The organism is Acinetobacter sp. YH12064 (genome assembly GCF_013419735.1).
In the GTDB taxonomy this organism is placed as follows: Bacteria; Pseudomonadota; Gammaproteobacteria; order Pseudomonadales; family Moraxellaceae; genus Acinetobacter; species Acinetobacter amyesii.
The window spans coordinates 45,305-71,391 of sequence record NZ_VOZP01000002.1; the positions used below are offsets into that span (position 1 = coordinate 45,305).

The window sequence follows — 26,087 nt, forward strand, 5'->3', positions numbered from 1 at the left end:
TCTTAGGTCTACCAAGGAGACGCTAGCCATGCTATCTCGTTTATTAAAAGCTAAAATCCACCGTTGCGTCGTTACACAAGCAGAATTACACTATGAAGGTTCTTGTGCAATTGACGGTATTCTTCTAGATTTAGCCGGTATCCGTGAATATGAAGAAATTCATATGTGGAACGTGACTAATGGTAAGCGTTTTACCACTTATGCCATTCGTGGTGAAGAAGGTTCTGGCATTATCTCTGTAAATGGCGGTGCTGCTCACCAAGCAGATATTGGCGACTTGATGATTATCGCAACTTTTGGCGATTTCACAGAAGCTGAAGCAAATGCACATAAGCCACGTTTAGTCTATGCGAACCCAAACAACACTGTGAACCACACAGCGAACTGTATTCCAGTTCAAGTTGCTTAATTCAAGAATTTAAAGATTCTAAAAAGCCCGCAAAATTTGCGGGCTTTTTTATGGCTGAACTATGCATTATTGACTGCAAAAATTCAGTATTAGACGCATATCACTACATACAACTCAACAGCTCAACTTATCTCCCCTGCTCTCGGGCCCTTCCACCATGCTTGGTTTTGTTTACAATCAAAGGGATGTAAATGCTCTCCGACCAAACCCACCAACAAAGGCTGACCATTTTCTTGTACCTTTAGCTCTGCATATTGCGCATCGCGATAGCACGACTCCAAGCCTTCAGCAAATAAAAAGCTGCTCGCAGCGGGATATAAACCCTCAAATCTATTGTCAGAATTTTTGAGCACCAGTTTTGTGGATGAGCTTGGATACTGCGCTAACAACTCTGGGTTGAAACTGGTTCGAATCACCCTACGCTGTGCATCAAGCTGCACATAACTCACAATACTTTTTTGATCGACAAAATAGTCACGGTGTACATTTTCTTCTGTGTTCGCTTTGGCTGTCTGCCCATTGGCAGATTGCTCTTTTGATGGCTGACCACCAAAATAGAGCTGATAATTCAAGGCCATATAATCACCTTGAATCAAAGAGCGTGGATCGACAGGCTGCAGCTTTACATAAATACTCTGACTGTTTGCCAGATGCCATTCATGACGTGCAATCATCAGCACAAATAAAAGAATACTGAGTACAGCCAAACCAATAGGAAGCATTTTTTTATTGAGTATGGTCATCACACATCTCCCCCTTGTTTATACTGTATCGTAGATAACATCTTGGTAATGCCAAGTAGCAAAAGGCCAGAAATCAAAATCGTTAAACTTTTCAATAAAAAACTCAGACCCAAATTGTAATACAGCATCCATAAGCTAAAAATGATCAACACGATGCTCAGGGCTTTAACCAAAGATTGCTGATAGACCTGCGCCCATGCCAATAAAACCAATAACAAGAAAATTCCAAAATAGCCCATCGCAATCAGCACAAGACCCAATAGCAATAACGGCCATTTTTCGCTCCCCACCTGTTTTTGCTGATTTGCGATGTAAAGGCCAAGCCAAACCACAGGCAGCAGGTAACCGACAAACAGGTCAAGAACACCATTTGGGGTCTGTTCAAACTGTAGAATGTTATTTGACAACGTCTGCAACACCACACCCGCCAATACGATGCATAACATCCATAACACAATGCTTTTTCGATACATCGAGTGCAACCAAGCTGTTGCACTCCCGAGCAAGAAAATCAGTAGAATATAATTCAATCCAGTCACAGCTAAGATGACATGTTCATCGCTCATAAAAAGATCGGCATCAAATAGTGTGGCCACTGCAAGGCTATATCCTGCAATAAGTTGAATAAAAACAATAAACCAATGCATTCGACTAAATAAACAGAGCAAGATAACGCCAATTTGCAACACTAAAATAAACGAAATGCTATTGGTTAAGCTCTCTGTATGAATGAAGACCGCAGATTGGCCACATACCCATAAGCAGTAAGCAAATTGGCGACTAAAGATACTTTTAGCTCGTCGAATCAACCACCAAGCCACAGCTACAAAAACTAAGCCCATGACGATCGAAAACGCCTTCCAATAGGTCAGCAATAAGCTCGATAAAATAATGCCTGCCAACCATGCCCCAATCGCTAAAGGAATAACCGCAAATTTAGTCTGTGGCAGAAATTTCATCAGTGCCCAACTGATCACCGCAAACCAAGCAAATATCAGCAAGGCAAAAACCAACAATCCTGCACTCGAGTCAGATAAAATATGTTCTGCCCATTGGAAAATCAAAATACTGAAACTCGCGGCAAGACCCGCGGCTTGTAAACTGGTTTCTAATGCACGCTGTTGTCGATAAAAATAGATAATCAGATAAATTGGAAGCAACAAGGCAAAAATTAAATATTGCCATTGATACTGCTCTACCCCATTTCCACAGTATAAAAACATGCAATACATCGACATTAGTGTAATGAATGCAATAAATACAAAGCGCAGCGCAGCATAATATTTCAAACAAAACGTCACACAAATTGCCGTCAATATATTCATGCAAAGTAAATACCACCATGAATGATCAACGATTAAATAGCTTTGTTTAAAATATAAAAATAATGCCAATTGACTGATCAAACACAGTAACGCAAAGACTCCGATATTCGATCGATATAACCAAGGTAAAAGCAGCAAAGCCCAGACTAAAAATAACAGATAACTGTCTGCACCTGTTTGATAGACCTGCCCAATCACAGCCAAACTCAATCCAAGCAACAAACCGCTTAAAGTATCTAAACTTTGCTGAATCCAAACACGACTTGCAACATATACACTCGTCACAGCACTCAGCAGCAACAGCAACATTGGAATTGCCAATTGGATGAATTTTGGCAACATCAACCAGTTTGCCGCGATCAAATACACGAAACTGGCTGCTATCAGTGCAACACCGATTACTTGCAGATACCGAATAACCTGTACATCTTGGAACAGATCTGTTGAAAACTCTTGATCTAACTGTGAATGATGCAGCTTTATATTCTGCTGCTGAGAATGCTGAGGAGCGGTCATTTTTTATCATTATGCAATCATGGTTGATTTATCGGCACGATAGCATGCTTTGACACACTTTATATAAATGCTTACAAATCCAATCTTATAACTTTACTTATCTAAAATTTTGCAAATGATTCTAAGCAATAATCCCCCATCATCACTCAAACAGGTCTATACTCAAGACACATCGCTTCAGGGCGGGGTGAAATTCCCCACCGGTGGTAAATTTGCTGGGTTGAAAGCCCTGCAAAAAGCCCACGAGCCAATCGTTTAAACGCGATTCGCAGATCAGGTGCAATACCTGAGCCGACGGTATAGTCCGGATGAAAGAAGACGACGTCACATCTCTATATCATTGATCATTTTCAATATATATCGTAACGCCACTATTTCACATGTCCTGAAATGTTCAACCGTATCTAAAATTTACGCGAGCGTTTCAATGTCTAGTTTAATTCAACCCGAAATTTTCTTTTCTGCCCTTCCACCTGCAGAACAGCGCATGCTGCAAGCCTTAGAAGACATTCGTCAAGGCAAGCCTGTTTTAGTCATGGACGATTTTGACCGTGAAAATGAAGCCGACCTGATTGTTGCTGCAGAAACACTCACTGTAGAAACCATGGCACGTATGATTCGTGACGGTTCAGGAATTGTCTGCCTGTGTTTAACCGATGCTCAAGCCAATCATTTAGAACTTCCACCCATGGTGTCTGATAACTCTAGCCATTTTAAAACTGCCTTTACTGTCACCATTGAAGCTGCGGAAGGTGTTACTACTGGCGTTTCAGCAAAAGACCGAACAACTACAGTCAAAGCCGCAATTAAAGATGGTGCTGTGGCTAGTGACTTAAACCGTCCGGGTCATGTTTTTCCTTTACGTGCGCGTGAAGGCGGCGTATTGACCCGTCGTGGACATACTGAAGGGACTATTGATTTGGCACGTCTGGCCGGTTTAAAACCCGCAGGTGTTTTGTGTGAATTAACCAACCCAGACGGCACAATGGCCAATGGCGTACAAGTTTTAGCGTATGCACAAACCCATCATTTGACTGTACTCACCATTGAAGAAATTGTGCAATACCGTTTACAGCACAATCTCTAGTGCGAATTAATTAAAGCTCTACACGTTCATAAAAAGGCTGACTGAATCAGCCTTTTTATTTTTTACTGCACATTTCAAGTTAAGAATTAAACCGTGAATATGCTATAGATCCCGTAGATGGCAACTACCACTAAAATCAGCCCACACAGTGCCAACAATTTTTTATACCAGCGTGATTTCGACAATCGATGAAAAGACAAATACACCAAAGACAAGGTTGCGAAATCTAAAACGATCCAACTCAGGGCCAACACAATTAAACTCAGATTAAGATGATGAGTAATTCCTACAAACTGCGAAAAAAATGACGCGAAGAAAATAATATCCTTAGGATTTGAAATCCCCACAATTAGTCCTTGCTTAAAACCCCCTTGTGCTGCTTTTAACTGCAGAGATTGTGCAGTGGGCTGTATAGTTACTTCTTTTAAAATATCAAAACCAATATAAGCAATATATAAACAACCCAGTATTTTGATGCCATCGAGCCAATGCGCATTAACATTTAAAATGCCTTTTAAAATACACACTGAAAGCACAATCAAAATCAGTGACGCAAAATTTGTCCCCACAATGGTTTGAAATGCCTTTTTATATCCGCCTTGTAAACCTGAACTTGCGACCAACAGCATGACAGGTCCAGGCGTTGCAATCATCACAATGACTGCCACACAATATAAAAAGTACTCCGAATAATTCACGCTGAGATTCCTTCACTTATTTTTTTACATCACGATAAATTTCATAAATAAAAAAAGAGGACTTAGTCCTCTTCATCCATGTTTTGCAATAAATGCAAGCGAATGGCATCTGCTCTTAAAAATGCCAAATCATAGCTGGCTGTGGCGAGTGCTAAAACACGACGCTCAAATTCATCCCACAACGGTCGCACCTGTTTGTAATGTATCCCGAGTCCACTTTCATCTGTGAAATGACGGTTTTTTTCGCAGAGCTTGAGTGCGTGATACAGTTTGCGGCCTTTGCTTGCATCTGGACGTAAGCGAACTCGCTTAGACAAGACAAAGGCTTCGACATGGATGATATCTGCTTGCGGCAACATCGGTATTAAAATTTGATCTAATTGTGCATCTAAACGACACCAAATGGCCGTGTGTTGCTCTGCTGTATAGGTATTCCATTTTATGACTTCATGGTTAAAGCGGCGGCAACCACGACAGACTGAATCACCAAATACCGTAGAACAACGCCCTGCACATGGGGTTAACGAGGCAATTCGACGATCAGTACTCAAAACCGGCTCCATTCAATCAATATTTATGGGATAAAAACAACTCGGCATGACTATACACGCTAAAACTACTGAAATGAAGCTATGATCAAATGTGTGGTTAAATGCCACCGCTTTACTCGCTTATTCATCCAAATCACGGTAGAATGTGCGCCTTAATTTTTATCCTGTTTATTCATTTGGAGTACTCCATGAACGCTACTGTAGAACAGCTTGCACCTGTAGAACAGCAAGCGACCTCTGGTTGGGTTGTTGCCGCACTTTATCAATTCAAAGAAGTTCAAGATCCTGCCGATCTTCAACAACGTCTTTTAGACTTGGTAAAAACCATCAACCTTTGCGGTACTCTAATTGTGGCAGGTGAAGGTATTAACGGTACTGTTGCCGGTGACCGTAAATCTGTAGATATCATCCATCAATTCCTTCTCAATGAAGGCTTTAATGCGATGGAATACAAAGAATCGCATAGTACGGATAAACCATTCCGTAAAATGAAGATCAAACTGAAAAAAGAAATCGTGACTTTAGGTGTGGAAGTGAAACCACGTGATTTAGTCGGTCACTATCTTGATCCTAAAGAATGGAATGAACTAATTGCACGTGATGACGTAATCCTAATTGATACACGTAACGACTATGAATACAAAGCAGGTACATTTAAGGGTGCGATTGACCCGAAAACTGAGACTTTCCGTGAATTCCCTGAATACGTGAAAAAAGAGCTTGAGCAGCATAAAGATAAGAAAATTGCCATGTTCTGTACAGGCGGTATTCGCTGTGAAAAATCAACCTCACTTTTACTTCAAGAAGGCTTTAATGAGGTTTATCACCTTAAAGGCGGTATCTTAAAATATTTAGAAGAAACCCCTGTTGAAGAAAGCATGTGGGAAGGTGAATGTTTCGTATTTGACGGTCGTACTGCTGTCACTCACGGTATGGAAGAAGGCGAAAATATCAAATGTCACGCATGCGGTTGGCCACTGGCTCCTGCTGAAGTTGAACTTCCGAGTTACGAACACGGCGTATCATGCAAATACTGTATCGACAAAACTACTGAACAGCAAAAAGCAGGCTTCCGTATGCGTCAATCACAAATTGTGGCAGCAAAACGTAAGCGTCTCTAAGGAAAATTTGTTGTAACGATATATAAATAAAAGCCCTATTTTTAGGGCTTTTTTTACGCATTCTCAACAGTGACTTAATTTTTTTGACAAAATAACTATATCTGGTTATTTACGAGAATCAGTTCGCGCATTTATGCTTATTCTGATCAATTGATCCGAGAAAATCATTATAGATAATTGAAAAGGAAAGCATTATGCCAAAATTAATCAACTCTCCAATTGCAACCTCAAGGCGCCTTGCTTTACCCGCTCCCCGTGTAAAAGAAAGTGTAGGAGAATTAAAACACCTCCTTAACCAACAGTCGCATATTTTGATAGTCAGTATTGCTACATGCATTGGTGCAATTTTTGCCTTATTTATTGCCTATACATTGCACTTACAACCCACTATGCTCAACATTCTTGGACTGTGTGTTATTCCATTTGCTTTATCTCTAAGCTTACGCCAAGTCTATATTCACACACTGTTAAATATGGAACATGATGATTAATTTACGCACCTTACAACGTCACTTATTGCAACCTAGTCCTACGCTGTTCAGTATATAAAACGATTTTTAAAGCTGCTAAAGCGCCAAAAATCAAAAATAAAATCCAAACTGAGCAGCGTACACTCAGTACTTTAAAAACTATGATCTAAGCCTTTCAATTATTCAGCCTTATATCATTCAGCATTGCTTAATGCCCTCACACATTAATACATTTTCCTTCTAATTCAGCCTACATGCTACTTAATACAAGATGAACTCAATATTTGTTGTTTTTGCTTAGGTGGTTTCAGGAATATTTAAAACGGAACTTTACCCACTGCGCTTTTCAACATAGGATAAATACACCTTTTCTCTGCCTTAGCTACCATGACTTTAACTGAATGGATCATTTCAATCATGGAACAATTGGGTTATCTCGGTATTGCCCTACTCATGTTTCTTGACAATGTCTTCCCCCCAATCCCCTCAGAAATCATTATGCCCTCGGCTGGCTATTCTGCCTCCCAAGGTCAACTACTGCTCATTGGTGTCATTATTTCAGGTTGTGTCGGCTCTTTACTGGCGGCTGCATTGCTATATTGGATTGGTTATAAATTTAAGCATGAATCCATCTTTCACTTCGTCGATCGCTATGGAAAGTATTTATTTATCAAATCGACAGATGTAAAAAAATCTCTAGCATGGTTTGAGCAATACGGTCACCGCATTGTATTTTTCGGCCGGATGATTCCAGCTGTGCGTTCTCTCATTAGTATTCCTGCTGGAATGAGCCGCATGCCATTTTGGAAGTTTATGTTTTATAGTGGTTTAGGTACGATTATTTGGACCACTTTTTTAGCTTGTATGGGTTTTTATTTAGGTGAAAATCAGCAGTTAATGCAGCAAATATTTAGTAAAGTTGGCCATGTGATTATTCTGATCACAGTCATCATTATTAGTTGGATTTTGTACCGTCGACATCAACGTCGACCTCGTTAATTTTTTGTTTTGGGGCTTAAATGAAACACTATCTCCTACACTTTGCTGCTGTTTATAGCATCGCCTTGGTGCTTTTGATTACCGTATTAATTTTTGGATTAAATCTTGGTGGTATTACATTAATTCCTACATTGGTGGCATGTGCATTAATCAGCGTTGGGCATTTTGTAAAGAAAGAACAACGTGTGCCTAGCAACCATGAAAAGATCCAACTGGTTTGGGGCTCCAGTGCTGTTGCGATCATCATTGGTAGTTTTTTTGTGCTGTTCTTGGTGCTGATGAATCCCAATGCCGAAAGCATTATGAAGTCTGTAGATCATGCAGGCATTGGGCTAACTGCTGTAATTATGCTCTGCATGGTCGCCATTCATGGCACGATATTTCATATTGCCTACGGTTGGTATGCAGACTACTGCGCTAAAAAATTATAAATTTTTTTAACTTATTCCGTTAGAATTTGAATCAATACCCTTCACTGAAACTTAAAATTCAGTGAAGAAACTTCGGGCAAGCTATACTCGCTCTTTATAAAACGAAAACATGAACATTAAATAATGAAAAAATACATCATCACATTTAGCATTGCTTATGCCCTCGCCATGGTCGCTGTCGCAGCCATAGAGTCTTTCTTTGATTTACCCGGTGGTTCATCCATTATCTGTCTCATCGTGGGCGGTTTTGCTGCGGCATCCAGCTTTGTTAAAGACCATCAGCGAGTGCCAAATAAGTTAGAAAAGCGAACTTTGATTTGGAGCTGTATTTTAGCTTCGGTTCTCATCAGTGTCGTTGCTACAGTCATTTGTCTCTTGATCTTCCCTGAAACCCAAGCCTTTATTCAAATGGCGCTAACGCAATTACCCGCTTGGGTCTGGCTGCTTGCTATCAGCTTTACCTTATTCATCCATTATCTCATGTTGGCTTTATCTTTTGGATGGATGGCAAAGAGCTTCTTAAAAGCCAAACGTAGTTAAGCCTTTAGACTAACTTTGAATTGAAAAGGTATAGCGCTAAAAAAAGCACCCCAAGGTGCTTTTTTTAAATTTCGTCGAAATTAATTTGGTGTGTGATACATCAAATATAATTCGTTCAAATTGGTTGGGATTTCTTCTGCAAGTTCATCCATCAACTGACCATTACGACGGAAAGATTCCATTTGTGGATCTTCTTCATCAATGCCACTGAACACCATGATTGGCAAAGTTAAATCTACTAATTGTTCTTCAAACTCGTCGGTGAACCATGCATCTTCGTTTAGGAACATGGCATCAACGAAGCCAACACTCCAGTCACCAAGACTTGATTCAACATCGGCTTCTTCAATTTCAAATGGAAATTCAATACCATCTTCATTGGCAAGATTCTGACGAATCGATTCGAGCCATGCTTTTACTTGTACAATAATTTCAGCAGGTACTTTTTTCTGATTGTTATCAAAAAGTTCGTCTAGCCATTTATCAAAAGCTGGGCCTACTGCAATTGCACATAAAAAACCATGAGTCGCTGCAAAATCTAGACCATGCTCGTTGTCATCGCCGTCTAAATAGTCACTCAAAAGGTCTAAATCTAAAGCACTCATTTCAAATCCAGAGTTAGAAACTTAATGCGTAAGCATAGCATTTTCAAGCGCTATGCTAAATCGCTATTTAGTCTTCTTCGTCATCAAAATCATCGTCATCGTCGATGTCGTAATCAAAATCTTTAAGCTCACGTTCAAGACGGCGCTGAGCCAGAAGGTCATCAATAAGTCGGCGCTTTTCTAACGATTCTTTCGCGCTAGTTTTTGCACTGGCCTCATCGAAATTCACATCATCATCACCGTAGTTATCATCTAGTTCAAAATCTGTAGAAGACACCAAAACTACCTCATAATGAAAAAAATTGAAGGGGTCTAGCCGCTATTTATATGGGATATAAAATATTGTCAAGTTTTATTTGTTTTTTTAACAACTAAACTTTAAAAATAGGTCTTTTTTTCTTACCAAAACCTGTGGCATGATATAATCCACCCTGCGTCCTTCATTTTTATGACAGTCAAAGATGACTCGTAAAATAATCGATGCATGGGATGAACTTGAAAACAACAATTTCAGCCCCACCTAAATTACTGAATTTAAATTTTTAATATCTCATTGGACAGCTTGATGCTGTACCGTCCTAATGGGATAAGCCAGCTATTAACAAGATTTAATGAGACGATCGTGCTAAAATGCACGGTTTTTTACTGCCACAGATTCAACGAAGAGTAAGCAAAGATGAGCGATATGACTTCCCCTACTTCTCAAGTAGCGGCTCTGATTAGCCGAGGCAAAGAGCAAGGTTACCTAACTTTCGCCGAGGTTAACGATCATCTCCCGGACTCAATCACTGAAAGTGAACAGATTGAAGACATCATTCAGATGTTGAATGACGTGGGTATTCCGGTACATGATCGTGCACCAGAAACTGACGATACAATGTTTGAAGGTGGCAGCGAAGCGACTGACGAAGTTGCTGAAGAAGAAGCCGCTGCTGTACTTGCATCTGTTGAAAATGAACCCGGTCGTACCACTGACCCTGTGCGTATGTATATGCGCGAAATGGGTACAGTTGAGCTTTTGACACGTGAAGGCGAAATTAGCATTGCAAAACGCATCGAAGAAGGTATTCGTGACGTTTTACATTCTATTGCTTATTGGCCAAATGCAGTCGAAGTTGTACTGCAAGAATACAAAGATTATGAAGCGGGTGAACGCCGTCTAGCGGATATTCTTTCTGGTTATTTAGATCCAGAATCTGACGAAGCCATCCCAGAAGTGATCGATGAAGATGATTCTGAGATCGATGAAGATGAAGCGTCAACCAACAAGCCAACTAAAGATGTCAAACTTGATGATGACGATGAAGAAGAAGAGTCTGAAGGTGATGATGATTCTGAAGGCGAATCTGGTCCAGATCCTGAAATTGCTAAAGCACGTTTCACCGAGCTTGAACAAGCATGGTTAGTCACTAAAGCCGCAATTGAAAAACATGGTCGTAACAGTAAAGAAGCTGCTGCTGCACTTGAAGCACTTGCAACTGTGTTCATGATGTTCAAATTCACACCACGTTTATTCGACATCATCTCTGATTTGATTCGTAATACCCATGACCAAATCCGTACTTCTGAACGTGAAGTTATGCGCTATGCAGTACGTCGTGGTCGTATGGACCGTACTCAATTCCGTACGTCATTCCCAGGCCAAGAATCTAACTTTGCTTGGTTAGATGAACAAATTGCTAAAGCACCTGCAGAAATGAAAGGCTATCTTGAAAAAGTCCGCCCTGACGTTCTGGCATTCCAACAAAAAATCGCTGACATCGAGAAAGAACTTGGTTTAGATGTTAAAGGCATCAAAGACATTTCTAAACGTATGTCGATTGGTGAAGCGAAAGCTCGCCGTGCGAAAAAGGAAATGGTTGAAGCGAACTTACGTTTGGTAATTTCGATTGCGAAAAAATACACCAACCGTGGTTTGCAATTCCTCGACTTGATCCAAGAAGGTAACATCGGCTTGATGAAAGCGGTGGATAAATTCGAATATCGTCGTGGTTATAAGTTCTCGACTTATGCAACATGGTGGATTCGTCAGGCGATTACGCGTTCGATTGCCGACCAAGCACGTACCATTCGTATTCCAGTACACATGATCGAAACCATTAACAAGATCAACCGTGTATCTCGCCAACTTCTTCAAGAAATGGGTCGTGAACCTACACCAGAAGAATTAGGTGAACGTCTAGAAATGGACGAAGTGAAAGTTCGTAAAGTGCTTAAAATCGCGAAAGAACCAATTTCAATGGAAACACCAATTGGTGATGATGAAGATTCGCATCTTGGTGACTTCATTGAAGACGGTAATATCACCTCTCCTATTGACGCTGCAACGTCAGAAGGCTTAAAAGAAGCAACACGTGAAGTTCTTGAAAACTTGACTGAACGTGAAGCGAAAGTCTTGAAAATGCGTTTCGGTATCGATATGCCAACCGACCATACCTTGGAAGAAGTGGGTAAACAGTTTGACGTAACACGTGAACGTATTCGTCAGATTGAAGCGAAAGCATTACGTAAATTACGTCATCCTTCACGCTCAGAACATCTGCGTTCATTCCTTGAGAATGATTAACCTATAACTAGGACAATGCAGGCTTGAATATGGGGTTTTCCGCCCCATATTATGAGCATGTAGCAAATGATTCCAAATACCTGCTCATTGCAGGTATTTTTAAATAATGAGGTGTCCCATGACTGATATGACTAATCGCGCTCCTTCACGTGAATTGCAAGAGCATCTTTGGGTCTTCCCTATGGACTACCCTATTAAATTGATTGGTAATGCAGGTGAAGAACTTCGCCTTGCAGTGAATGAAATTTTTGTTAAACATTTTCCTGATTTTGATGGCAGTAAAATGACTGTGACTCCATCTCGTACAGGTAAATATCATTCAATTACTGCTCAATTACGTTTCGAAGAGTTAGAACAAGTACATGCGGTCTATGCGGATTTAGCAGCTTGTAAACACATTCGTACCGCGCTGTAATTCTGTTGATTTAAATAAAAAAGCACGCTTTCGAGCGTGTTTTTTATATCTAAGTATAATAGTAATACCCTCAAGTAATTCAGTATTTAACCCCCCTTTTGTACGTCTAATTCATTATAATCCATACATGACTTTGATAGAAAAGGACACGAAATACGTGACTGAAACTGTTCAAAAACCCGAATTAATCATTCGTCAATATAACCACCTTACCCCTTATGCAGACCGCTTTTTAGAGATGAAAACTCTCACTGAACAGCGAGATGAATACTCACCCGATGAGCTGTGGATATTGCAACATCCCGATGTATTAACTCAGGGGCAAGCTGGCAAACCTGAACATATTTTGGTGCAAAGTAACATCCCTGTGGTACAAACAGACCGTGGTGGACAAGTCACTTGGCATGGACCGGGTCAGTTGGTCGCTTATTTCATGTTTGACTTAAATCGCTTAGGTTGGAACGTGCGTACGCTGGTTTCCTATGCAGAAAACTTGATGATCGAACTGCTGAAAAAGTACGGCATCGACGCTTATGCCAAGCCTGATGCACCGGGTGTTTATGTTGCAGAACGCAAAATTGGTTCTCTCGGTTTTAAAATTCGTAAAGGCCGCAGTTATCACGGTTTGGCACTGAATATCGATTGTGATCTATTTGGTTTTCATACCATTAATCCATGTGGCTATGCTGGATTAGAAATGGTTCGTATACAAGATTTGGTGCAAGATTACCCTAAATTTGAAAACTTATGCGTCGATATCATTGATACTTTGAAAAACAGTGGTTACTTTAAAGACGTAACAGTCAAACAACTATAAAAGACTTTGCTTTCTCAAATAAAATAATTTAGAGTAAAAGCTCTAAATTTAATAATTATAGATAAGGGATGTACACGTGATTGCAACTAAATCCGTTAAACCCGCGCTCCAGCAGGCCTATGTCAAACTCATGATGGATGTGATTGGCAGAGGTCTGGTCATGGCGAGCCAGGTCGATGAAGAAATTAAACAAGAAGTTGCTAAATTTCCAGTTAATTTTATTTTATCTATGAATGTTTTTCCTAATGGTGCTGCATTTGTCGCGCAAGTTACGGAAGACCATCAACTCAAACTCCTCACACCCGGCACTCAAAAGCCTGACTTAACCATTACGTTTAAGCATTTGAATCATGCCTTTTTGGTCTTCTCATTTCAAGAAAGTACCGCACAAGCCTTTGCCAATGACCGCATGATCGCCGATGGTGATTTGTCTTATGCCATCCGACTGGTGCGTTGTCTCAACAAAATGGAAGCGTTAATTTTACCTAAATTGGTGGCTGAATTGGCTGTCAAAGAATATCCAACACATTTAAGCCTAAAAGAAAAACTGAGCGGTGCTGCAAATATTTATTTAAAAGTAGCCCAGTCTTATTTAAAACGGAGCGCATAACACATGGCTAAACCATATTACGAATTTTTCTGTCCTGTAAAAGTGATTGCTGGCCATGCTGCTTTAGAACACATTCCATTCGAACTGTCTACTTTAGGTGCTAAACGCCCCATGATCATTACTGACAAAGGCGTTCGCAGTAATCAATTACTTGCACCGATTGAAGCGGCATTTGAAAGTACCGAGACGGTGATTGGCTATATTTTTGATGATGTTCCGCCAGACTCAAGTCTAGAAACCGTACGTAAAGCGGCTCAACTTTACCGCGACAACCAATGTGATGCCATTATTGCAGTCGGTGGTGGTTCAGTGATTGATACCTCCAAGGCAACCAATATCTTGGTGTCTGAAGGTGGCGATGACCTACTGAAATACTCAGGTGCGCACAACTTACCTAAACCTTTAAAACCATTTTTTGTGATTCCAACAACCTCGGGTACAGGTTCAGAAGTGACTATGGTCGCTGTGGTTTCTGATCCTGAAAAGAATGTCAAAATGGCTTTTGCATCGAATTATTTGATGCCACATGCGGCAATTCTTGACCCACGTATGACGCAAACTTTGCCACCTCATCTTACGGCGATGACAGCGATGGATGCGATGACGCATGCCATTGAAGCCTATACGTGCATGGCGGCGAACCCGATTTCAGATGCCTATGCAACTGCCGCAATCAAGAAAATTAGCAATAGCTTATTTGGTGTATTAGATAATACCAGCGATGCACATGGGCGCTTAGAACTTGCACAAGCGTCTACAATGGCAGGAATTGCATTTTCAAATTCAATGGTTGGATTGGTGCATTCATTAGGCCATGCGCTGGGTGCAGTCGCTCACCTGCCCCACGGCTTATGCATGAACTTATTCTTGCCGTATGTGTTGGAATACAACAAACAAGTGAATGGCGATAAGATTGCTGAATTGCTATTACCACTGGCTGGTCCTGATATTTATGCACAAACACCGGCCAACCTCCGCGCTGAAAAAGCCATTTCAACGCTTTTAGCCATGCGTGACCGCTTGTTTAGTTTGACCAAATTACCACGTACTTTGAGTGAAACAGGTAAAGTGACTGAAGCTCAATTAGATGAAGTGGCAGAGAAAGCACTGAATGATGGATCTATTATTTATAATCCTAAAGAAGCCAGCTTAGAAGACCTCAAAACTATTCTAAAAAAAGCTTGGTAATTGCTGAAAAATAAGCGAATATAGCGAAAAATTAAGCCTGATGTTTTTTTAAACATCGGGCTTTTCACTTGCAGAACGCAATATCAGTTATTTTTTAATCAAACTGGCATAATTTCTGCTAAAAATAATTTCAAAGTTACTGACAAAATGTACCAATTTGGAGTAGATTGGCGCACTTTTGTTTTAAAACGTAGGGGGGATCGTTCGTCTCAAACGATCCTTAGAATATGACTGATCCTTGATCAACGATAAGAGGATAACGCCGTTGACAAATATCTCTGGGACTCAATCGGCAGCTAAACTGCAAAAAACGCTTGGACTCTGGCACATTATTATTATTGGTTTGGCTTACATCCAACCAATGACTCTATTTGATACTTTTGGTTTAGTATCTGAAGAAAGTCATAGACACGTGCCGACTTCTTACATTATTGCCCTGATTGCAATTCTGTTTACCTCGATTAGTTATGGTCATATGATCCGTCGCTACCCTTCTTCGGGTTCTGCGTATACCTATGCCCAAAAATCTATTCACCCGAACGTAGGTTTCATGGTGGGTTGGTCTTCTTGGTTAGACTACCTATTATCTCCAATGGTAAATATCATTCTTGCAGTGATTTACCTTGAAGCACTATTTCCAACAGTAAACCACTGGGTATGGGTCATTGTGCTAACGGCATTCATGACTGGAATTAACTTACGCGGTGCGCGTTTTGTTGCTAACTTCAACAGCCTGATTGTACTTGTGCAGTTATTAGTAATTGGTATTTTCACGTGGATGGTCTACAGCAAGCTTCAAATGGGCTTCAATGCTGATGGCCCGATTTCTGCGGCAGAACGCTATCAATTATGGAGCCTTGAGCCATTTTGGAATGAGCTGACGTCTGTGGGTGCGCTGATTACAGGTGCAACATTACTGTGCTTCTCGTTCACTGGTTTTGACTCATTAAGTTCATTGGCAGAAGAAACCAAAGATACTGAGAAAACACTGCCGAAAGCGATTTTCTTAACTGCTTTAATCGCAGGGATTATCTTCATTATTAGTACCTACTTCATGCAGCTGTTCTTCCCTGCTGAGCCGGGTAACTATTTCAAGAATATTGCTGAAACACAGCCAGAGATACTCTTGCTCGTCGGCGGCTCACTGTTCCAATCCTATGTGTTAACTTTTGCGATTGTGACAGTAATGGCATCAGGTATTTCTGCACATGCTGGCGTATCACGTCTGATGTATGTAATGGGTCGTGATGGCGTCATTAACAAAAAGATTTTTGGTCATATTAGTCCGAAAAACTTCACACCATCGTACAACATCATGATCGTAGGTGCGGTTGCATTAACTGCGGGCTTTATGAATCTTGATATTGTCATTTCGATGATTAGTTTTGGTGCATTGACAGCCTTTACTTTCGTGAACTTATCTGTGATTTCACGTTATGCGCTACGTGATGGCCGCACAAAAACAGCCAAAGATATTTTTAGCTTTGTCGTTATTCCAATGCTTGGCTTTATCAGTATCTTTGCAATGTGGTTGGAAATTGAAGAAACTGCATTGAAATATGGTTTGTGGTGGGCAATGTTTGGTATTTTATACCTTGGTTATAAAACCAAAGGTTTTAAACACCCTGCCCCGCAACATAACGAATTTGATGATAAATTCTAATCAAGTTTATCTCTAAACAAAAAAGGCGCTTAAAGCGCCTTTTTTGTTATTCTAAATATACCAATTAAGGTTGTATGGCTTTTCTAGATTGCTGAAATTGAATTGAAATTTCTTCACACTTGTCTGGTGTATTGCCTTTTAATTCAACCGATGCTCCATCACCGTGTGACCATATACCATCTTCAACAGTCTCTAAATTTACAGCTGCTTCAAATATATGCTGTTGTTGTGGATAGAGTTTGATATCTATAGGTGTATCACATACTTGTTTTGGAAAATATGGTCTAACCTGCTCGAATAATTGCATGGTTAATGGCATATCACATTGCAAATGAATGGTGACTGGTACGCTATTGGTATTTTTTAAGATCAATTGAACATTTTGCGAATTAAGATCCGCTTGGGCAGCAGGTATTTCTACATACGTTTTTGTGTCAATCGACTGACGATCAAATGGATTGAGGAAGGCTAATTTACGTTCAACGCCATAACAAGAATCCTGCACGGAAGCTGAAAACTCTAAATATCGTGTCCCCAAGATAATTGTTCCGCGGCCATCCCCTGCATGACCGATATCAATGATTGGATCACCTGTACCTTCAATTGAAACCCCGCCACTGCGAAAAAACTCTATGTCACAACCCGCTAAAACGCTGATCAAGCCACAAAGGGTTAAAGTCTTAAAGTTTAATTTTCGTATCATGTTGATAAACTCCAAAGCGAAATACACGATTTGCTTCAGGATTTCCCTCATCCATTTCGCAACGCTCCGCGGCAAGTTTTAAAAGTTGTAGTGAGTATTTCTGCCAAAGCTCTAAACTCATTTCATGTAATTTATTAATCGAGTCTTCTGTTAATTCATCAGCACAAATGGCTTGTTCTAAGTATGGTATTTCATCAGGATTCAATAAATTATGCAAACCTGCTTCTAAATGCGCTTGAACGTTTCGCGTTAAAATTTTGCGTGCTTCTAATTGTGAAGGATCTGGAATAAAACGACGCTGTTGTAAATACACCTGCCCATCTTTTTCAGTGGCAATTTCCAAACGAACAAGTTCATTGAGTACCGAACGCGGATGACGTTCTGTTGAAATTCTTTTCACCAGCATTTCAAAGCTATTTTCTGACTCACTGCTAAATGGTAAAGAATCCCCCCAGCCTTCTGCTAACCATAAACCAATCACACGTGATGGCACACTAATCGGCTCTGAAACAGTCGCTTCGGTCAAATCCTTACCTTCAGAAATCACTTCTTTATAAGCTGTCACGTCTTTACGGTGTAGGCCTGAAAGTAAACTGATCGCAGAAATCGTGGGTTTTTGATCGATACGCTCTAACTCACGTAAAGCTTGTTGAAAAAATATAGGCTTCAATGCAGCAGTAAACTCAGTATATCCAACACCTGATCGTATCAACCATTGGCTCAACTCATTCATCAGCACCAATACTTGCTGTAAATTTTGATCTGCCTCATTGGTGAGAAGTTTGCTCATTAAATTGCCATGAAAATTAGACTGCATAAGTGAAATTTTCGCATTATTCTTTCTACTACACAATTTTTATCTGATGAGATCTTGAGGGTATTCAGTAAAAAAATCATTCTTTACATTAAAGTGCGTAAACGACACGCTGATCGATATATCCAAACTTTCAACGCTATGCCACCACCCAATCGGTATAAATAATGTTTCTCCCGGATGCAATGTACACTCAATAGGTGTGACCTTTTTCAACGATGGATAGTCTGCTAGATCAGCCTTTGCGACGTCTGAAACCTGACTGAATACCCAATGATCGTTATACATATACGGCATTTGCCATGCAGGAATCAAAGTCACTTTTTTACGTCCATAGATTTGTGCCAACATATTATTGGTTAAGTCATAATGCAGTGGTGTAAATGTGCCTGCAGGGCCAAACCATAAAAAATGTCGATTTTTGATCTCTTTTTGACAATAAGCTTTGGCGAAGTCACCTAGATCTTCACTAATCTTTTGCATGAATTGCTTATTTTGAGCGGCGTTATTCGCAGTTAAATAAATGTCATTGCTGTGCTTAGTGGCTTTAATTTGTGCGACAAAATCTTGCATCAAAATAATACGTTTCAGTTGTACCGATTTTTTTTCAAAATCTTGATGCTGCTCACGATGCATCTGGACTTCAACCAACTCATTTTCAAAATGCTCTGCAAAATAATCAGGACTCCATTTATGCAATGCAGGCCAATGTTGTATCCCACCGTTTAAAATGACCGGTCGCATCTGGCTATAATACCGCTCTATAAATGTTTCAAAATCAGGTGTTTCTATGCAATCGATTGTGGATGAAATATGGTCGTTCAATTGATTCAATTGACCCATCACCTGTAATAGCCAACGCTGTTTATTCTGCTGTTGCTGTACTTGCTTCAGTTTTTTAAAAATTACGTTATTGTTTACACGCTTTAAAAACTGAATGATCAAATGATTTGAAATATTTTTTTGCTTAATTTTTTCTAAAATTTCATCTGTCTCTAAGCCCTCAAGACTGTAGTCCAAAAGTTCATTTTGCAGCTGTTCTGAAAGTTGGTCTACATCAGAAAATAAGTATTGATCCGCCCTTGGGCTTAATCCATGTGATTGTAAAATCAGACTTATTTTCTGTACATCGCAACCATTTTCAATATTTTCATTCAACCAATTTTGCCATTCCGTCGGTAAGGACTTATACCAATTTTTACTTTGCTTTAGATGTTCACTCTGGCTTTCTACATTCATTTTCACCACTCCACCCTCTTTACAAGTGAAGTATAAATGATCTATTTTAAAAATGCTAAATTTTCGCATTTTACAATTATTTAAACACCGCGAATGTTATGAATCCGTCAAATATCACGCGGAATGACATAACAAAGTAAAGGAGAAAGTTCATGAAAATTCGTCATTTAGTCATCGTTAGCAGTCTGTCTTTAGCTTCAATACCAGTATATGCAGGTTTTGCCGATACCATGCGTGATTTAAGAAATACGCTGAATCAATTTAATGAAACATCCAAAGAAGTATCGAATACCGCAAAAGAATGGACAGGCAGTCGGGCCACGACTAACTCAAGTTATGCTGCAAATGGTTTCAGCATGGGACAGCAACTCAGACCTAAAATTAATAATCTACCGCTTTATCAAACTGCCGATAAGTCGAGCCAAGTCATTAATAAACTGTCAAAAAATGCAGACATTATTTTTGCGGGAAACATGACTAAAACAGGTTTGATAGAAGTCACTACAGAACATGGCAATGGCTGGATTGAATCACACCTTGTTCAATAAATCTTGATTTTAAATGTTTATACAACCGCATCAGCCGTACATAACAACTTTACTCTATTGAGCACTAGTCATGAATAATAATCACAAAATCAGCATTATCGCTGCTGTATTTACGACATTGGTGGGCTGTGGTGGATCAAGCTCCAATGATGGTGGCGCGACACCTACACCTACACCTACACCTACACCTACACCTACACCTACACCTACACCTACACCTACACCAACGCCAACGCCAACGCCAACGCCAACGCCAACGCCAACGCCAACGCCAACAACTGTAGCGGATAAATTCACAGGAGAATGGATTCAAGGGAACTCTGCCCTCGGTAACGGTAATTGCGATTTACCACAAATTTCAATTCATAAAACCAGTGAAAACTCAGTCAGTGCAGTGAACGAAGAACTAAAATATGCGGTACACAATAGTTCAAGTAAAACTTGCAGCGGTGAATTTGTTTCCAAACGCTATCAATTACTTCATGACATGGTTATAAGTGAAATACAGCCGGCTGCAACACTAAATAACTTTGAATATCATGCAATTAAGTTTCAACCAGTCAGAGGTGGCGCGACGAGCAACCGTGTCTTAACTTTTTTAAATAATCATTCTTTCTGCGTGATTAACGCAACGATTTCAAATCCAAGCTATATCATCATGCAACGCGGACTAATTACTGACCCACTCAAGGACAGCCGCTGCTATACAAAAAATTCCAATGAATTCTTCACCAATTTAAAACCGAAAACCAAAATCACAGCTGCGGACTTTAAGTCTGAGAATTTTATTAATACCACCGACACAGTAAACTTCTTAACTCAGCTCAATACAATGGGACAAAGTGGTTATAAGTTAATTGGCTATGATTCTAAAACTTTGGACAATGGTAATGTTAATAGCTACATGAAACTTGCCAATGAAAATACGCGTTTCAATCATATTGTGGCAGACCGTACAGCACCCTCTATCGCTGACATATATTTTACATGGCGTAATCAGTTAAATGAAAAAGGTAAATCAGGCTATCAATACCTGCATAGCGTCAGACCAACCAATGCCCTGAATTTCAAAGATTATTTTATTAAGAAGGAAAATGATACCGCGACATATACTTACGACAGCGGCTATGTTTCCCCGCTCGTAGACCCAGTGCAACTGGAAACTATGCTCAATACACTGGGTGCCCAAGGCTGCCGTATTATTCAATTCAAAAGCTATTACACAGGTTTTCGTCCTGAAATTCTGAACGGCAATCAAAACAGTCCTAAAGTTGCAACCTGTATAAATAGCAGCGCACACCATGGCACCTACAGCTATCGCTATAAAACTTACCCAACCGGCAGCAATAGTGTAGAGCGCAGCTTAAAATTACAGGAGATGATCGATGAGCAAGCAAAAGACGGTTACCGCTTAGTCAGCCGTGCTTTAGATATGAGTTCAACCACCAAAAACGGCATGCTGTTTATGAAAGACAGCGAAAACACTAATGTCGGTGAGTTTAAAGTCTTTAGTGAAACTGTCTTTGCAACGTCGACATTTAACGACGTCTTACTGAAACGTCTCCAGCAGCAAGGTCAACTCGGTTGGTTATACACCAGTGGTCAACTGCTGTTTGCAAACAATCCAAAACATCTACAAACAGAACTGAGTGACTTTAATTTAATTGATTAATTCATGAGGTATCTCGAGCTTTTCCATGTCCTTTATTTTTTACCTCAAGGACATGGATCATTCACATAAATCAAAGCAGTGATAAAAATCACTTATTTTAAGCGGCAGTTAAAACCCATCTTGGTATCTACAATATTTTTTTCATAACCTAAACTTTGAATAAATTGATTTCGATCTGCTACTAACTGCTGATCGGCAGGGCTAAGACGCGCTTTATTTTTTTGTGCCAACCCATAGGTTTCATTCACTAAACCCTGATAGATCCCGCAAACTTCCTGACGCTTGGACTTTTTCAATTGACGACCACCATACCATGAACGTTCAAAATCGTCGGCTTTTAGTGTTTTTCCCCATTCCTCAATACGCTGATTTTGTCTTTGCTGCATTTCCAGCATGCCCTGCTGGATTTCAGCCTTAGTAAAAGGCTTGATCACCTCAACCTTCGGTACAACTGAAACATTTTCTGTAGTTGCAGTAACGGTGACTGGTATCTGTTCCGTTGTGGTTGATACGGTTGGATTAGCCCAACTCATTGATGAAATGAATCCGGTCGCAATCACGACACCAAAAGCTTTTAAATTTATAGATTTCAAGTTTTAAGTACCCGTTTTATTTCTTCACAGTGTTCTTATACACATTTTTATATTGATGCTGAAGTTTTTAAGCCCTTATTTTACAAAACTTCATTGCTGTAAACGGTTCACTGTGTTCACTCCCAATAAAAAACCGCTCGAAAGAGCGGCTTTTTGAACAGATCACACTTAGACCAATTCTTTAAAGTCTTGCTGACGCCAAGCTTCATATAAAATCACAGCAGTAGCATTGGACAAGTTTAAACTGCGTGAATTAGGTGCCATCGGCAGGCGAATCCAATGTTCTTTCGGGAACATCATACGGACATCTTCCGGCAAACCACGTGTTTCTGGCCCCATCAACAGCGCCACAGGACGGTTTAAATCAGAGGTATGCGGTGTTTCAAAACCTTTGGTGGTTAATGGATAAATGGCATCCATCTCAATACCTTGCGCTTTTAAGCCCGCAAGGCATTCTTCAAAGTTTTCCCACACTTTCATGTGTGCCCATTCATGATAATCCAAACCGGCGCGGCGGAGTTTTTTATCATCCAGCTCAAAACCTAATGGCTTGACCAAATGCAACTGCGCTCCAGTATTGGCACATAAACGAATGATATTCCCTGTATTTGCAGGAATTTCTGGCTCGTATAAAACAACATGGATCACAGTTTTTTTCTCTACTCTTTAGTTAAATAATGGCTTAAAGCTCAGGCTATAGTTTCTGTAGCTGTAGCATAAGTTTAGATGGTACAACAAGCGCTTGCATATCTACATTGCTTAGCTTTCGCTTTACACGAGGACAATCCACTTACTCATATCCTTTGTACTTAGCTTTCGCCTTGCAATTGGACAATACAATAACTTGCTTATCCTCTTTGCTCAGGCATAGCCTTCGCCTTGCGCTCGGGCAACGCGTTGCGTTGCTTACCCTCGCTCATGCCATTGAAGTTGTTCACGCAGACTCACCACATCACCAATAATCGTCAATGTAGGCGCCTGAATTTGGTATTCACTGACTTTAGATGCAATATCTGCCAATGTCCCGACCACGACTTTTTGTTCAGGTGTCGTCCCTTTAGAAACCAATGCGACAGGCATGTCTGGACGCTGCCCATGCGCAATGAGTTTCTCACAAATTTTTTCTAGACCGACCAAGCCCATATACAGCACGAGCGTTTGATTTTGATAAACCAACTCATTCCAAGGTAGCTCAGGTGAACCTTCTTTGAGATGCCCTGTCAAGAAGCGTACACTTTGCGCATAATCTCGATGCGTTAAAGGAATCCCTGCATAAGCCGAACATCCAGAGGCAGCAGTAATTCCCGGAACGACTTGGAAGGCAACGCCTGCCGCAAAGAGTTCCTGAATTTCTTCACCGCCGCGGCCAAAGATGAACGGATCTCCGCCTTTTAAGCGGCAAACGCGTTTTCCTTCACTTGCATATTTCACTAGTAAGGCATTGATGCCTTCTTGCGGAACAGCATGATTGGATCGTGCCTTACCTACGTAGATTTTCTCTGCATCACGGCGGCAGAGGTCCATAATCGGCTGAGAGACCAAACGGTCATAGATCACCACATCCGCTTGCTGCATTAAACGCAGGGCTTTTAAGGTCAGCAGTTCAGGATCACCCGGCCCTGCACCCACCAAATACACCTCACCTTTCGGCTGTTTCCATTCCAATAAGGCCTGTTCAATCAAACGATTGGCTTCAGTGAAATTGTCATTGAATACCTGCTCTTTGAGCGGGCTTGCATACAAGTCTTCCCAAAAAATACGGCGTTCATCTGGATTGACGATTTTGGCTTTAACGGCTGCGCGCCATTGGCCTGAGAACTCAGCCAGTTTGCCCATGCCATGCGGAATCGAGCTTTCTAACTGGGTGCGTATTTGGCGCGAGAGTACTGGCGATGTGCCATTAGATGCAACGGAGATGACCAGTGGAGAACGGTCAATGATCGCAGGAACCATAAAACGGCAATGCGGCGGATCATCGACACTATTAACCAAGACATTTTCAGCTTCGCAGGCTTCAAAAACCGCCTGATTGACCGCTTTGTCATTGGTTGCTGCAATCACTAAACGAAACTGACGAAGCGCAATGGCATTTTCTTGATAAACCGATTCGTGATAAACCGAGTTGAGATATTGACCTTGGGTTTTATTAACCAAGGTCAATAAATCATCTTCAATTTCGGGTGAGCAAACTGTCAGCTGAGCGCCCGCTTTTGCAAGCAGCACAGCCTTTCGATATGCAATTCGACCACCACCAACAATCAGACAAGGTTGCTGCTGCAACTTCAAAGAGATTGGAAAGATATCCACACACGACCTCAATAGTTTAAATCTGATTGTCTTAAGCAATTTTTGTGCACAAATGTATGCACTTTATCGACTATTAATCGATAAATTCAGCACCGCCCATATATGGACGAAGTACTGCTGGAATTTCAATTGAACCGTCTGCACGTTGATAGTTTTCCATCACGGCAAGTAAAGTACGACCAACGGCCAAACCTGAACCATTTAGCGTGTGTACAAACTCAGTTTTCTTTTGGTCAGTACGGTAACGTGCTTTCATGCGACGTGCTTGGAAGTCACCCATGCATGAGCAAGATGAAATTTCACGGTAGGTATTTTGGCTTGGCACCCAAACTTCTAAATCATAAGTTTTGATTGCACCAAAGCCCATGTCTCCGCCACACAGAACGACTTTACGGTATGGTAAGCCTAATGCTTGAAGAATACCTTCGGCATGACCCGTTAATTCTTCCAACGCATCCATCGAAGTTTCAGGTTTTACAATCTGAACCATTTCTACTTTGTCAAATTGGTGTTGACGGATCAAACCACGTGTATCACGGCCATACGAACCCGCTTCACTACGGAAACATGGCGTATGCGCTGCATATTTTAATGGCAAACGTTCTGGATCAATGATTTCATCACGCACGAAGTTGGTTACAGGCACTTCTGCAGTCGGGATCAGGTAGTATTCTTTTTCGCCTTGAAGTTTGAATAAATCTTCTTCAAATTTAGGCAATTGGCCTGTACCACGTAAAGAATCTGCATTAACCAAATACGGTACATACGCTTCGGTATAGCCATTTTCCAAGGTATGTGTATTTAACATAAATTGAGTAATTGCACGTTGTAAACGCGCCAATGGGCCTTTGAGTACGCTAAAACGAGTACCTGTCAATTTGGTTGCGGTTTCAAATTCTAAACCGCCCATCATTTCACCCAAGTCAGTATGGTCTTTGATCTCAAAATCAAACTGACGTGGTGTACCCCATTTTAAAACTTCAACATTGTCATTTTCGTCTTTACCTTCTGGCACAGACTCATGAGGTAAATTCGGAATCGATAAAGATTTGGCTTCAAGTTCAGCCTGAAGCTCAGAAAGTGCAACTTCTGCGGCTTTAATTTCATCACCAATAGCAGACATACGTGCCATGATTTCAGATGCATCACCGCCAGCTTTTTTAATTTGACCAACTTGTTTTGCACCAGCATTACGTTCAGCTTGTAACGACTCAGTTTTAGACTGAATTTCCTTACGGCGAGCTTCAAGGTCTGCCCACTCTGCTACGTTAAGTTGAACACCACGTTTTGCTAAGGCTAAGTTTACAGCCTCAATATTATTTCTGAGTAATTTCGGGTCGATCATAGCCAATCTTAAGTAAAGAAAAAAACTGGCTATAGTGTAAGCTCTTAACACTCAAAAATACAGTGACCGTGCTTACAGCTGCCCCTTATTAGACCAATAATCTTGCTTCAAA

Annotated in this window: 28 protein-coding genes and 1 riboswitch; of the genes, 15 read left to right on the forward strand and 13 right to left on the reverse strand. The window is 40.6% G+C overall.

The genetic code is table 11. From position 1 onward, the window contains the following. Positions 1-28 precede the first annotated feature (28 nt). Positions 29-409 (forward strand): aspartate 1-decarboxylase, encoded by a 381-nt coding sequence (panD, locus tag FTU13_RS01875; protein ID WP_078192181.1) that lies wholly within the window; start codon positions 29-31, stop codon positions 407-409. 122 nt (positions 410-531) lie between these two features. Here the strand turns inward: panD and FTU13_RS01880 are convergent, their stop codons facing one another. Continuing rightward, positions 532-1,152 (reverse strand): GDYXXLXY domain-containing protein, encoded by a 621-nt coding sequence (locus FTU13_RS01880; protein WP_180126310.1) that lies wholly within the window; start codon positions 1,150-1,152, stop codon positions 532-534. After that, entirely contained in the window at positions 1,152-2,993 is a 1,842-nt protein-coding gene (locus FTU13_RS01885; RefSeq protein ID WP_180126308.1) for a DUF2157 domain-containing protein, read from the reverse strand. The genes FTU13_RS01880 and FTU13_RS01885 overlap by 1 nt, the downstream gene beginning before the upstream one ends. A gap of 170 nt (positions 2,994-3,163) precedes the next feature. Further along, positions 3,164-3,317: riboswitch (FMN riboswitch) on the forward strand. Positions 3,318-3,420: 103 nt separating this feature from the next. Between FTU13_RS01885 and ribB the strand changes: the two genes are divergently transcribed. Next, complete coding sequence (ribB, locus tag FTU13_RS01890) at positions 3,421-4,080, forward strand: 3,4-dihydroxy-2-butanone-4-phosphate synthase (protein WP_078191365.1); 660 nt, start codon at positions 3,421-3,423, stop codon at positions 4,078-4,080. 86 nt (positions 4,081-4,166) lie between these two features. On the opposite strand, the gene FTU13_RS01895 is transcribed toward ribB, so the two are convergent. Together FTU13_RS01895 and FTU13_RS01900 are read right to left on the reverse strand one after the other, a co-directional pair. Further along, on the reverse strand, positions 4,167-4,778 hold the full coding sequence (locus FTU13_RS01895) for a LysE family translocator (RefSeq protein ID WP_180161091.1): 612 nt from the start codon (positions 4,776-4,778) through the stop codon (positions 4,167-4,169). Between the two features lie 62 nt (positions 4,779-4,840). Beyond that, positions 4,841-5,329 (reverse strand): DUF1289 domain-containing protein, encoded by a 489-nt coding sequence (locus tag FTU13_RS01900; protein ID WP_078192401.1) that lies wholly within the window; start codon positions 5,327-5,329, stop codon positions 4,841-4,843. A 188-nt stretch (positions 5,330-5,517) separates the two neighbouring features. Here FTU13_RS01900 and FTU13_RS01905 point away from each other — a divergent pair, with 188 nt between their 5' ends. The 5 genes from FTU13_RS01905 to FTU13_RS01925 all read left to right on the forward strand — a co-directional run bounded on the left by FTU13_RS01905 (position 5,518) and on the right by FTU13_RS01925 (position 8,890). After that, entirely contained in the window at positions 5,518-6,450 is a 933-nt protein-coding gene (locus FTU13_RS01905) for a rhodanese-related sulfurtransferase (protein ID WP_180093757.1), read from the forward strand. A 194-nt stretch (positions 6,451-6,644) separates the two neighbouring features. Then, a complete protein-coding gene (locus FTU13_RS01910; protein ID WP_078192186.1) occupies positions 6,645-6,941 on the forward strand; it encodes a hypothetical protein in 297 nt (98 codons plus the stop codon). A 366-nt stretch (positions 6,942-7,307) separates the two neighbouring features. Beyond that, entirely contained in the window at positions 7,308-7,919 is a 612-nt protein-coding gene (locus FTU13_RS01915; protein ID WP_180126303.1) for a DedA family protein, read from the forward strand. Positions 7,920-7,939: 20 nt separating this feature from the next. Then, on the forward strand, positions 7,940-8,350 hold the full coding sequence (locus FTU13_RS01920) for an ABZJ_00895 family protein (RefSeq protein WP_180011536.1): 411 nt from the start codon (positions 7,940-7,942) through the stop codon (positions 8,348-8,350). A gap of 123 nt (positions 8,351-8,473) precedes the next feature. After that, on the forward strand, positions 8,474-8,890 hold the full coding sequence (locus FTU13_RS01925; RefSeq protein WP_180126301.1) for an ABZJ_00895 family protein: 417 nt from the start codon (positions 8,474-8,476) through the stop codon (positions 8,888-8,890). A gap of 80 nt (positions 8,891-8,970) precedes the next feature. Here FTU13_RS01925 and FTU13_RS01930 read toward each other — a convergent pair whose 3' ends face one another. Both FTU13_RS01930 and FTU13_RS01935 read right to left on the reverse strand, forming a co-directional pair. Further along, the gene (locus tag FTU13_RS01930) at positions 8,971-9,495 is read right to left on the reverse strand and encodes a YecA family protein (protein WP_180126300.1); all 525 of its coding nucleotides are present in this window, start codon (positions 9,493-9,495) and stop codon (positions 8,971-8,973) included. Positions 9,496-9,562: 67 nt separating this feature from the next. Further along, entirely contained in the window at positions 9,563-9,772 is a 210-nt protein-coding gene (locus FTU13_RS01935) for a PA3496 family putative envelope integrity protein (RefSeq protein WP_078191373.1), read from the reverse strand. Between the two features lie 399 nt (positions 9,773-10,171). Here FTU13_RS01935 and rpoD point away from each other — a divergent pair, with 399 nt between their 5' ends. From rpoD to FTU13_RS01965, 6 genes are all read left to right on the forward strand, one after another. Then, positions 10,172-12,061, forward strand: a complete 1,890-nt coding sequence (rpoD, locus tag FTU13_RS01940; RefSeq protein WP_078192191.1) for an RNA polymerase sigma factor RpoD — start codon at positions 10,172-10,174, stop codon at positions 12,059-12,061. A gap of 127 nt (positions 12,062-12,188) precedes the next feature. Further along, positions 12,189-12,476: a YbeD family protein gene (locus FTU13_RS01945; RefSeq protein ID WP_078191448.1), complete on the forward strand. Its 288-nt coding sequence runs from the start codon at positions 12,189-12,191 to the stop codon at positions 12,474-12,476. Positions 12,477-12,633: 157 nt separating this feature from the next. After that, positions 12,634-13,293 (forward strand): lipoyl(octanoyl) transferase LipB, encoded by a 660-nt coding sequence (gene lipB / locus FTU13_RS01950; protein ID WP_180023222.1) that lies wholly within the window; start codon positions 12,634-12,636, stop codon positions 13,291-13,293. Between the two features lie 76 nt (positions 13,294-13,369). After that, on the forward strand, positions 13,370-13,903 hold the full coding sequence (locus FTU13_RS01955) for a hypothetical protein (protein WP_180011534.1): 534 nt from the start codon (positions 13,370-13,372) through the stop codon (positions 13,901-13,903). A 3-nt stretch (positions 13,904-13,906) separates the two neighbouring features. Beyond that, positions 13,907-15,091 (forward strand): iron-containing alcohol dehydrogenase, encoded by a 1,185-nt coding sequence (locus FTU13_RS01960; RefSeq protein ID WP_180126298.1) that lies wholly within the window; start codon positions 13,907-13,909, stop codon positions 15,089-15,091. Between the two features lie 265 nt (positions 15,092-15,356). After that, a complete protein-coding gene (locus FTU13_RS01965; RefSeq protein WP_111885298.1) occupies positions 15,357-16,754 on the forward strand; it encodes an APC family permease in 1,398 nt (465 codons plus the stop codon). Positions 16,755-16,818: 64 nt separating this feature from the next. Here FTU13_RS01965 and FTU13_RS01970 read toward each other — a convergent pair whose 3' ends face one another. The 3 genes from FTU13_RS01970 to FTU13_RS01980 form a co-directional block, all read right to left on the reverse strand. Beyond that, positions 16,819-17,457 carry a hypothetical protein gene (locus FTU13_RS01970; protein ID WP_180126296.1) on the reverse strand — a complete coding sequence of 213 codons (639 nt, stop codon included), beginning with the start codon at positions 17,455-17,457 and terminating at the stop codon, positions 16,819-16,821. Then, positions 17,435-18,247, reverse strand: coding sequence for a DUF6502 family protein (locus tag FTU13_RS01975; RefSeq protein ID WP_180126294.1), 813 nt, complete (start codon positions 18,245-18,247; stop codon positions 17,435-17,437). The genes FTU13_RS01970 and FTU13_RS01975 overlap by 23 nt, the downstream gene beginning before the upstream one ends. Before the next feature lie 66 nt (positions 18,248-18,313). After that, positions 18,314-19,510 (reverse strand): cupin-like domain-containing protein, encoded by a 1,197-nt coding sequence (locus tag FTU13_RS01980; RefSeq protein WP_180161092.1) that lies wholly within the window; start codon positions 19,508-19,510, stop codon positions 18,314-18,316. Positions 19,511-19,662: 152 nt separating this feature from the next. Here FTU13_RS01980 and FTU13_RS01985 point away from each other — a divergent pair, with 152 nt between their 5' ends. Together FTU13_RS01985 and FTU13_RS01990 are read left to right on the forward strand one after the other, a co-directional pair. Then, on the forward strand, positions 19,663-20,058 hold the full coding sequence (locus FTU13_RS01985; protein ID WP_078191381.1) for a hypothetical protein: 396 nt from the start codon (positions 19,663-19,665) through the stop codon (positions 20,056-20,058). A gap of 70 nt (positions 20,059-20,128) precedes the next feature. Continuing rightward, positions 20,129-21,730: a PT dipeptide repeat lipoprotein gene (locus tag FTU13_RS01990; protein ID WP_180161093.1), complete on the forward strand. Its 1,602-nt coding sequence runs from the start codon at positions 20,129-20,131 to the stop codon at positions 21,728-21,730. Between the two features lie 92 nt (positions 21,731-21,822). On the opposite strand, the gene FTU13_RS01995 is transcribed toward FTU13_RS01990, so the two are convergent. The 4 genes from FTU13_RS01995 to serS form a co-directional block, all read right to left on the reverse strand. After that, positions 21,823-22,323: a hypothetical protein gene (locus tag FTU13_RS01995; protein WP_218955095.1), complete on the reverse strand. Its 501-nt coding sequence runs from the start codon at positions 22,321-22,323 to the stop codon at positions 21,823-21,825. 168 nt (positions 22,324-22,491) lie between these two features. Then, entirely contained in the window at positions 22,492-22,971 is a 480-nt protein-coding gene (locus FTU13_RS02000; RefSeq protein ID WP_078192202.1) for a tRNA (cytidine(34)-2'-O)-methyltransferase, read from the reverse strand. Positions 22,972-23,229: 258 nt separating this feature from the next. Beyond that, positions 23,230-24,630: a siroheme synthase CysG gene (cysG, locus tag FTU13_RS02005; protein WP_180126288.1), complete on the reverse strand. Its 1,401-nt coding sequence runs from the start codon at positions 24,628-24,630 to the stop codon at positions 23,230-23,232. 73 nt (positions 24,631-24,703) lie between these two features. After that, a complete protein-coding gene (gene serS / locus FTU13_RS02010) occupies positions 24,704-25,975 on the reverse strand; it encodes a serine--tRNA ligase (protein WP_078192204.1) in 1,272 nt (423 codons plus the stop codon). Positions 25,976-26,087 lie beyond the last annotated feature (112 nt).

What these genes read in the sequence shown, in the direction of transcription:
- panD (WP_078192181.1), top strand. Translation starts at nt 29, where the DNA reads ATGCTATCTCGTTTATTAAAAGCTAAAATCCACCGTTGCGTCGTTACA.
- FTU13_RS01880 (WP_180126310.1), bottom strand. Translation starts at nt 1,152, where the DNA reads ATGACCATACTCAATAAAAAAATGCTTCCTATTGGTTTGGCTGTACTC.
- FTU13_RS01885 (WP_180126308.1), bottom strand. Translation starts at nt 2,993, where the DNA reads ATGACCGCTCCTCAGCATTCTCAGCAGCAGAATATAAAGCTGCATCAT.
- ribB (WP_078191365.1), top strand. Translation starts at nt 3,421, where the DNA reads ATGTCTAGTTTAATTCAACCCGAAATTTTCTTTTCTGCCCTTCCACCT.
- FTU13_RS01905 (WP_180093757.1), top strand. Translation starts at nt 5,518, where the DNA reads ATGAACGCTACTGTAGAACAGCTTGCACCTGTAGAACAGCAAGCGACC.
- FTU13_RS01910 (WP_078192186.1), top strand. Translation starts at nt 6,645, where the DNA reads ATGCCAAAATTAATCAACTCTCCAATTGCAACCTCAAGGCGCCTTGCT.
- FTU13_RS01915 (WP_180126303.1), top strand. Translation starts at nt 7,308, where the DNA reads ATGACTTTAACTGAATGGATCATTTCAATCATGGAACAATTGGGTTAT.
- FTU13_RS01920 (WP_180011536.1), top strand. Translation starts at nt 7,940, where the DNA reads ATGAAACACTATCTCCTACACTTTGCTGCTGTTTATAGCATCGCCTTG.
- FTU13_RS01925 (WP_180126301.1), top strand. Translation starts at nt 8,474, where the DNA reads ATGAAAAAATACATCATCACATTTAGCATTGCTTATGCCCTCGCCATG.
- FTU13_RS01930 (WP_180126300.1), bottom strand. Translation starts at nt 9,495, where the DNA reads ATGAGTGCTTTAGATTTAGACCTTTTGAGTGACTATTTAGACGGCGAT.
- rpoD (WP_078192191.1), top strand. Translation starts at nt 10,172, where the DNA reads ATGAGCGATATGACTTCCCCTACTTCTCAAGTAGCGGCTCTGATTAGC.
- FTU13_RS01945 (WP_078191448.1), top strand. Translation starts at nt 12,189, where the DNA reads ATGACTAATCGCGCTCCTTCACGTGAATTGCAAGAGCATCTTTGGGTC.
- FTU13_RS01960 (WP_180126298.1), top strand. Translation starts at nt 13,907, where the DNA reads ATGGCTAAACCATATTACGAATTTTTCTGTCCTGTAAAAGTGATTGCT.
- FTU13_RS01970 (WP_180126296.1), bottom strand. Translation starts at nt 17,457, where the DNA reads ATGATACGAAAATTAAACTTTAAGACTTTAACCCTTTGTGGCTTGATC.
- FTU13_RS01975 (WP_180126294.1), bottom strand. Translation starts at nt 18,247, where the DNA reads ATGAGCAAACTTCTCACCAATGAGGCAGATCAAAATTTACAGCAAGTA.
- FTU13_RS01980 (WP_180161092.1), bottom strand. Translation starts at nt 19,510, where the DNA reads ATGAATGTAGAAAGCCAGAGTGAACATCTAAAGCAAAGTAAAAATTGG.
- FTU13_RS01985 (WP_078191381.1), top strand. Translation starts at nt 19,663, where the DNA reads ATGAAAATTCGTCATTTAGTCATCGTTAGCAGTCTGTCTTTAGCTTCA.
- FTU13_RS01990 (WP_180161093.1), top strand. Translation starts at nt 20,129, where the DNA reads ATGAATAATAATCACAAAATCAGCATTATCGCTGCTGTATTTACGACA.
- serS (WP_078192204.1), bottom strand. Translation starts at nt 25,975, where the DNA reads ATGATCGACCCGAAATTACTCAGAAATAATATTGAGGCTGTAAACTTA.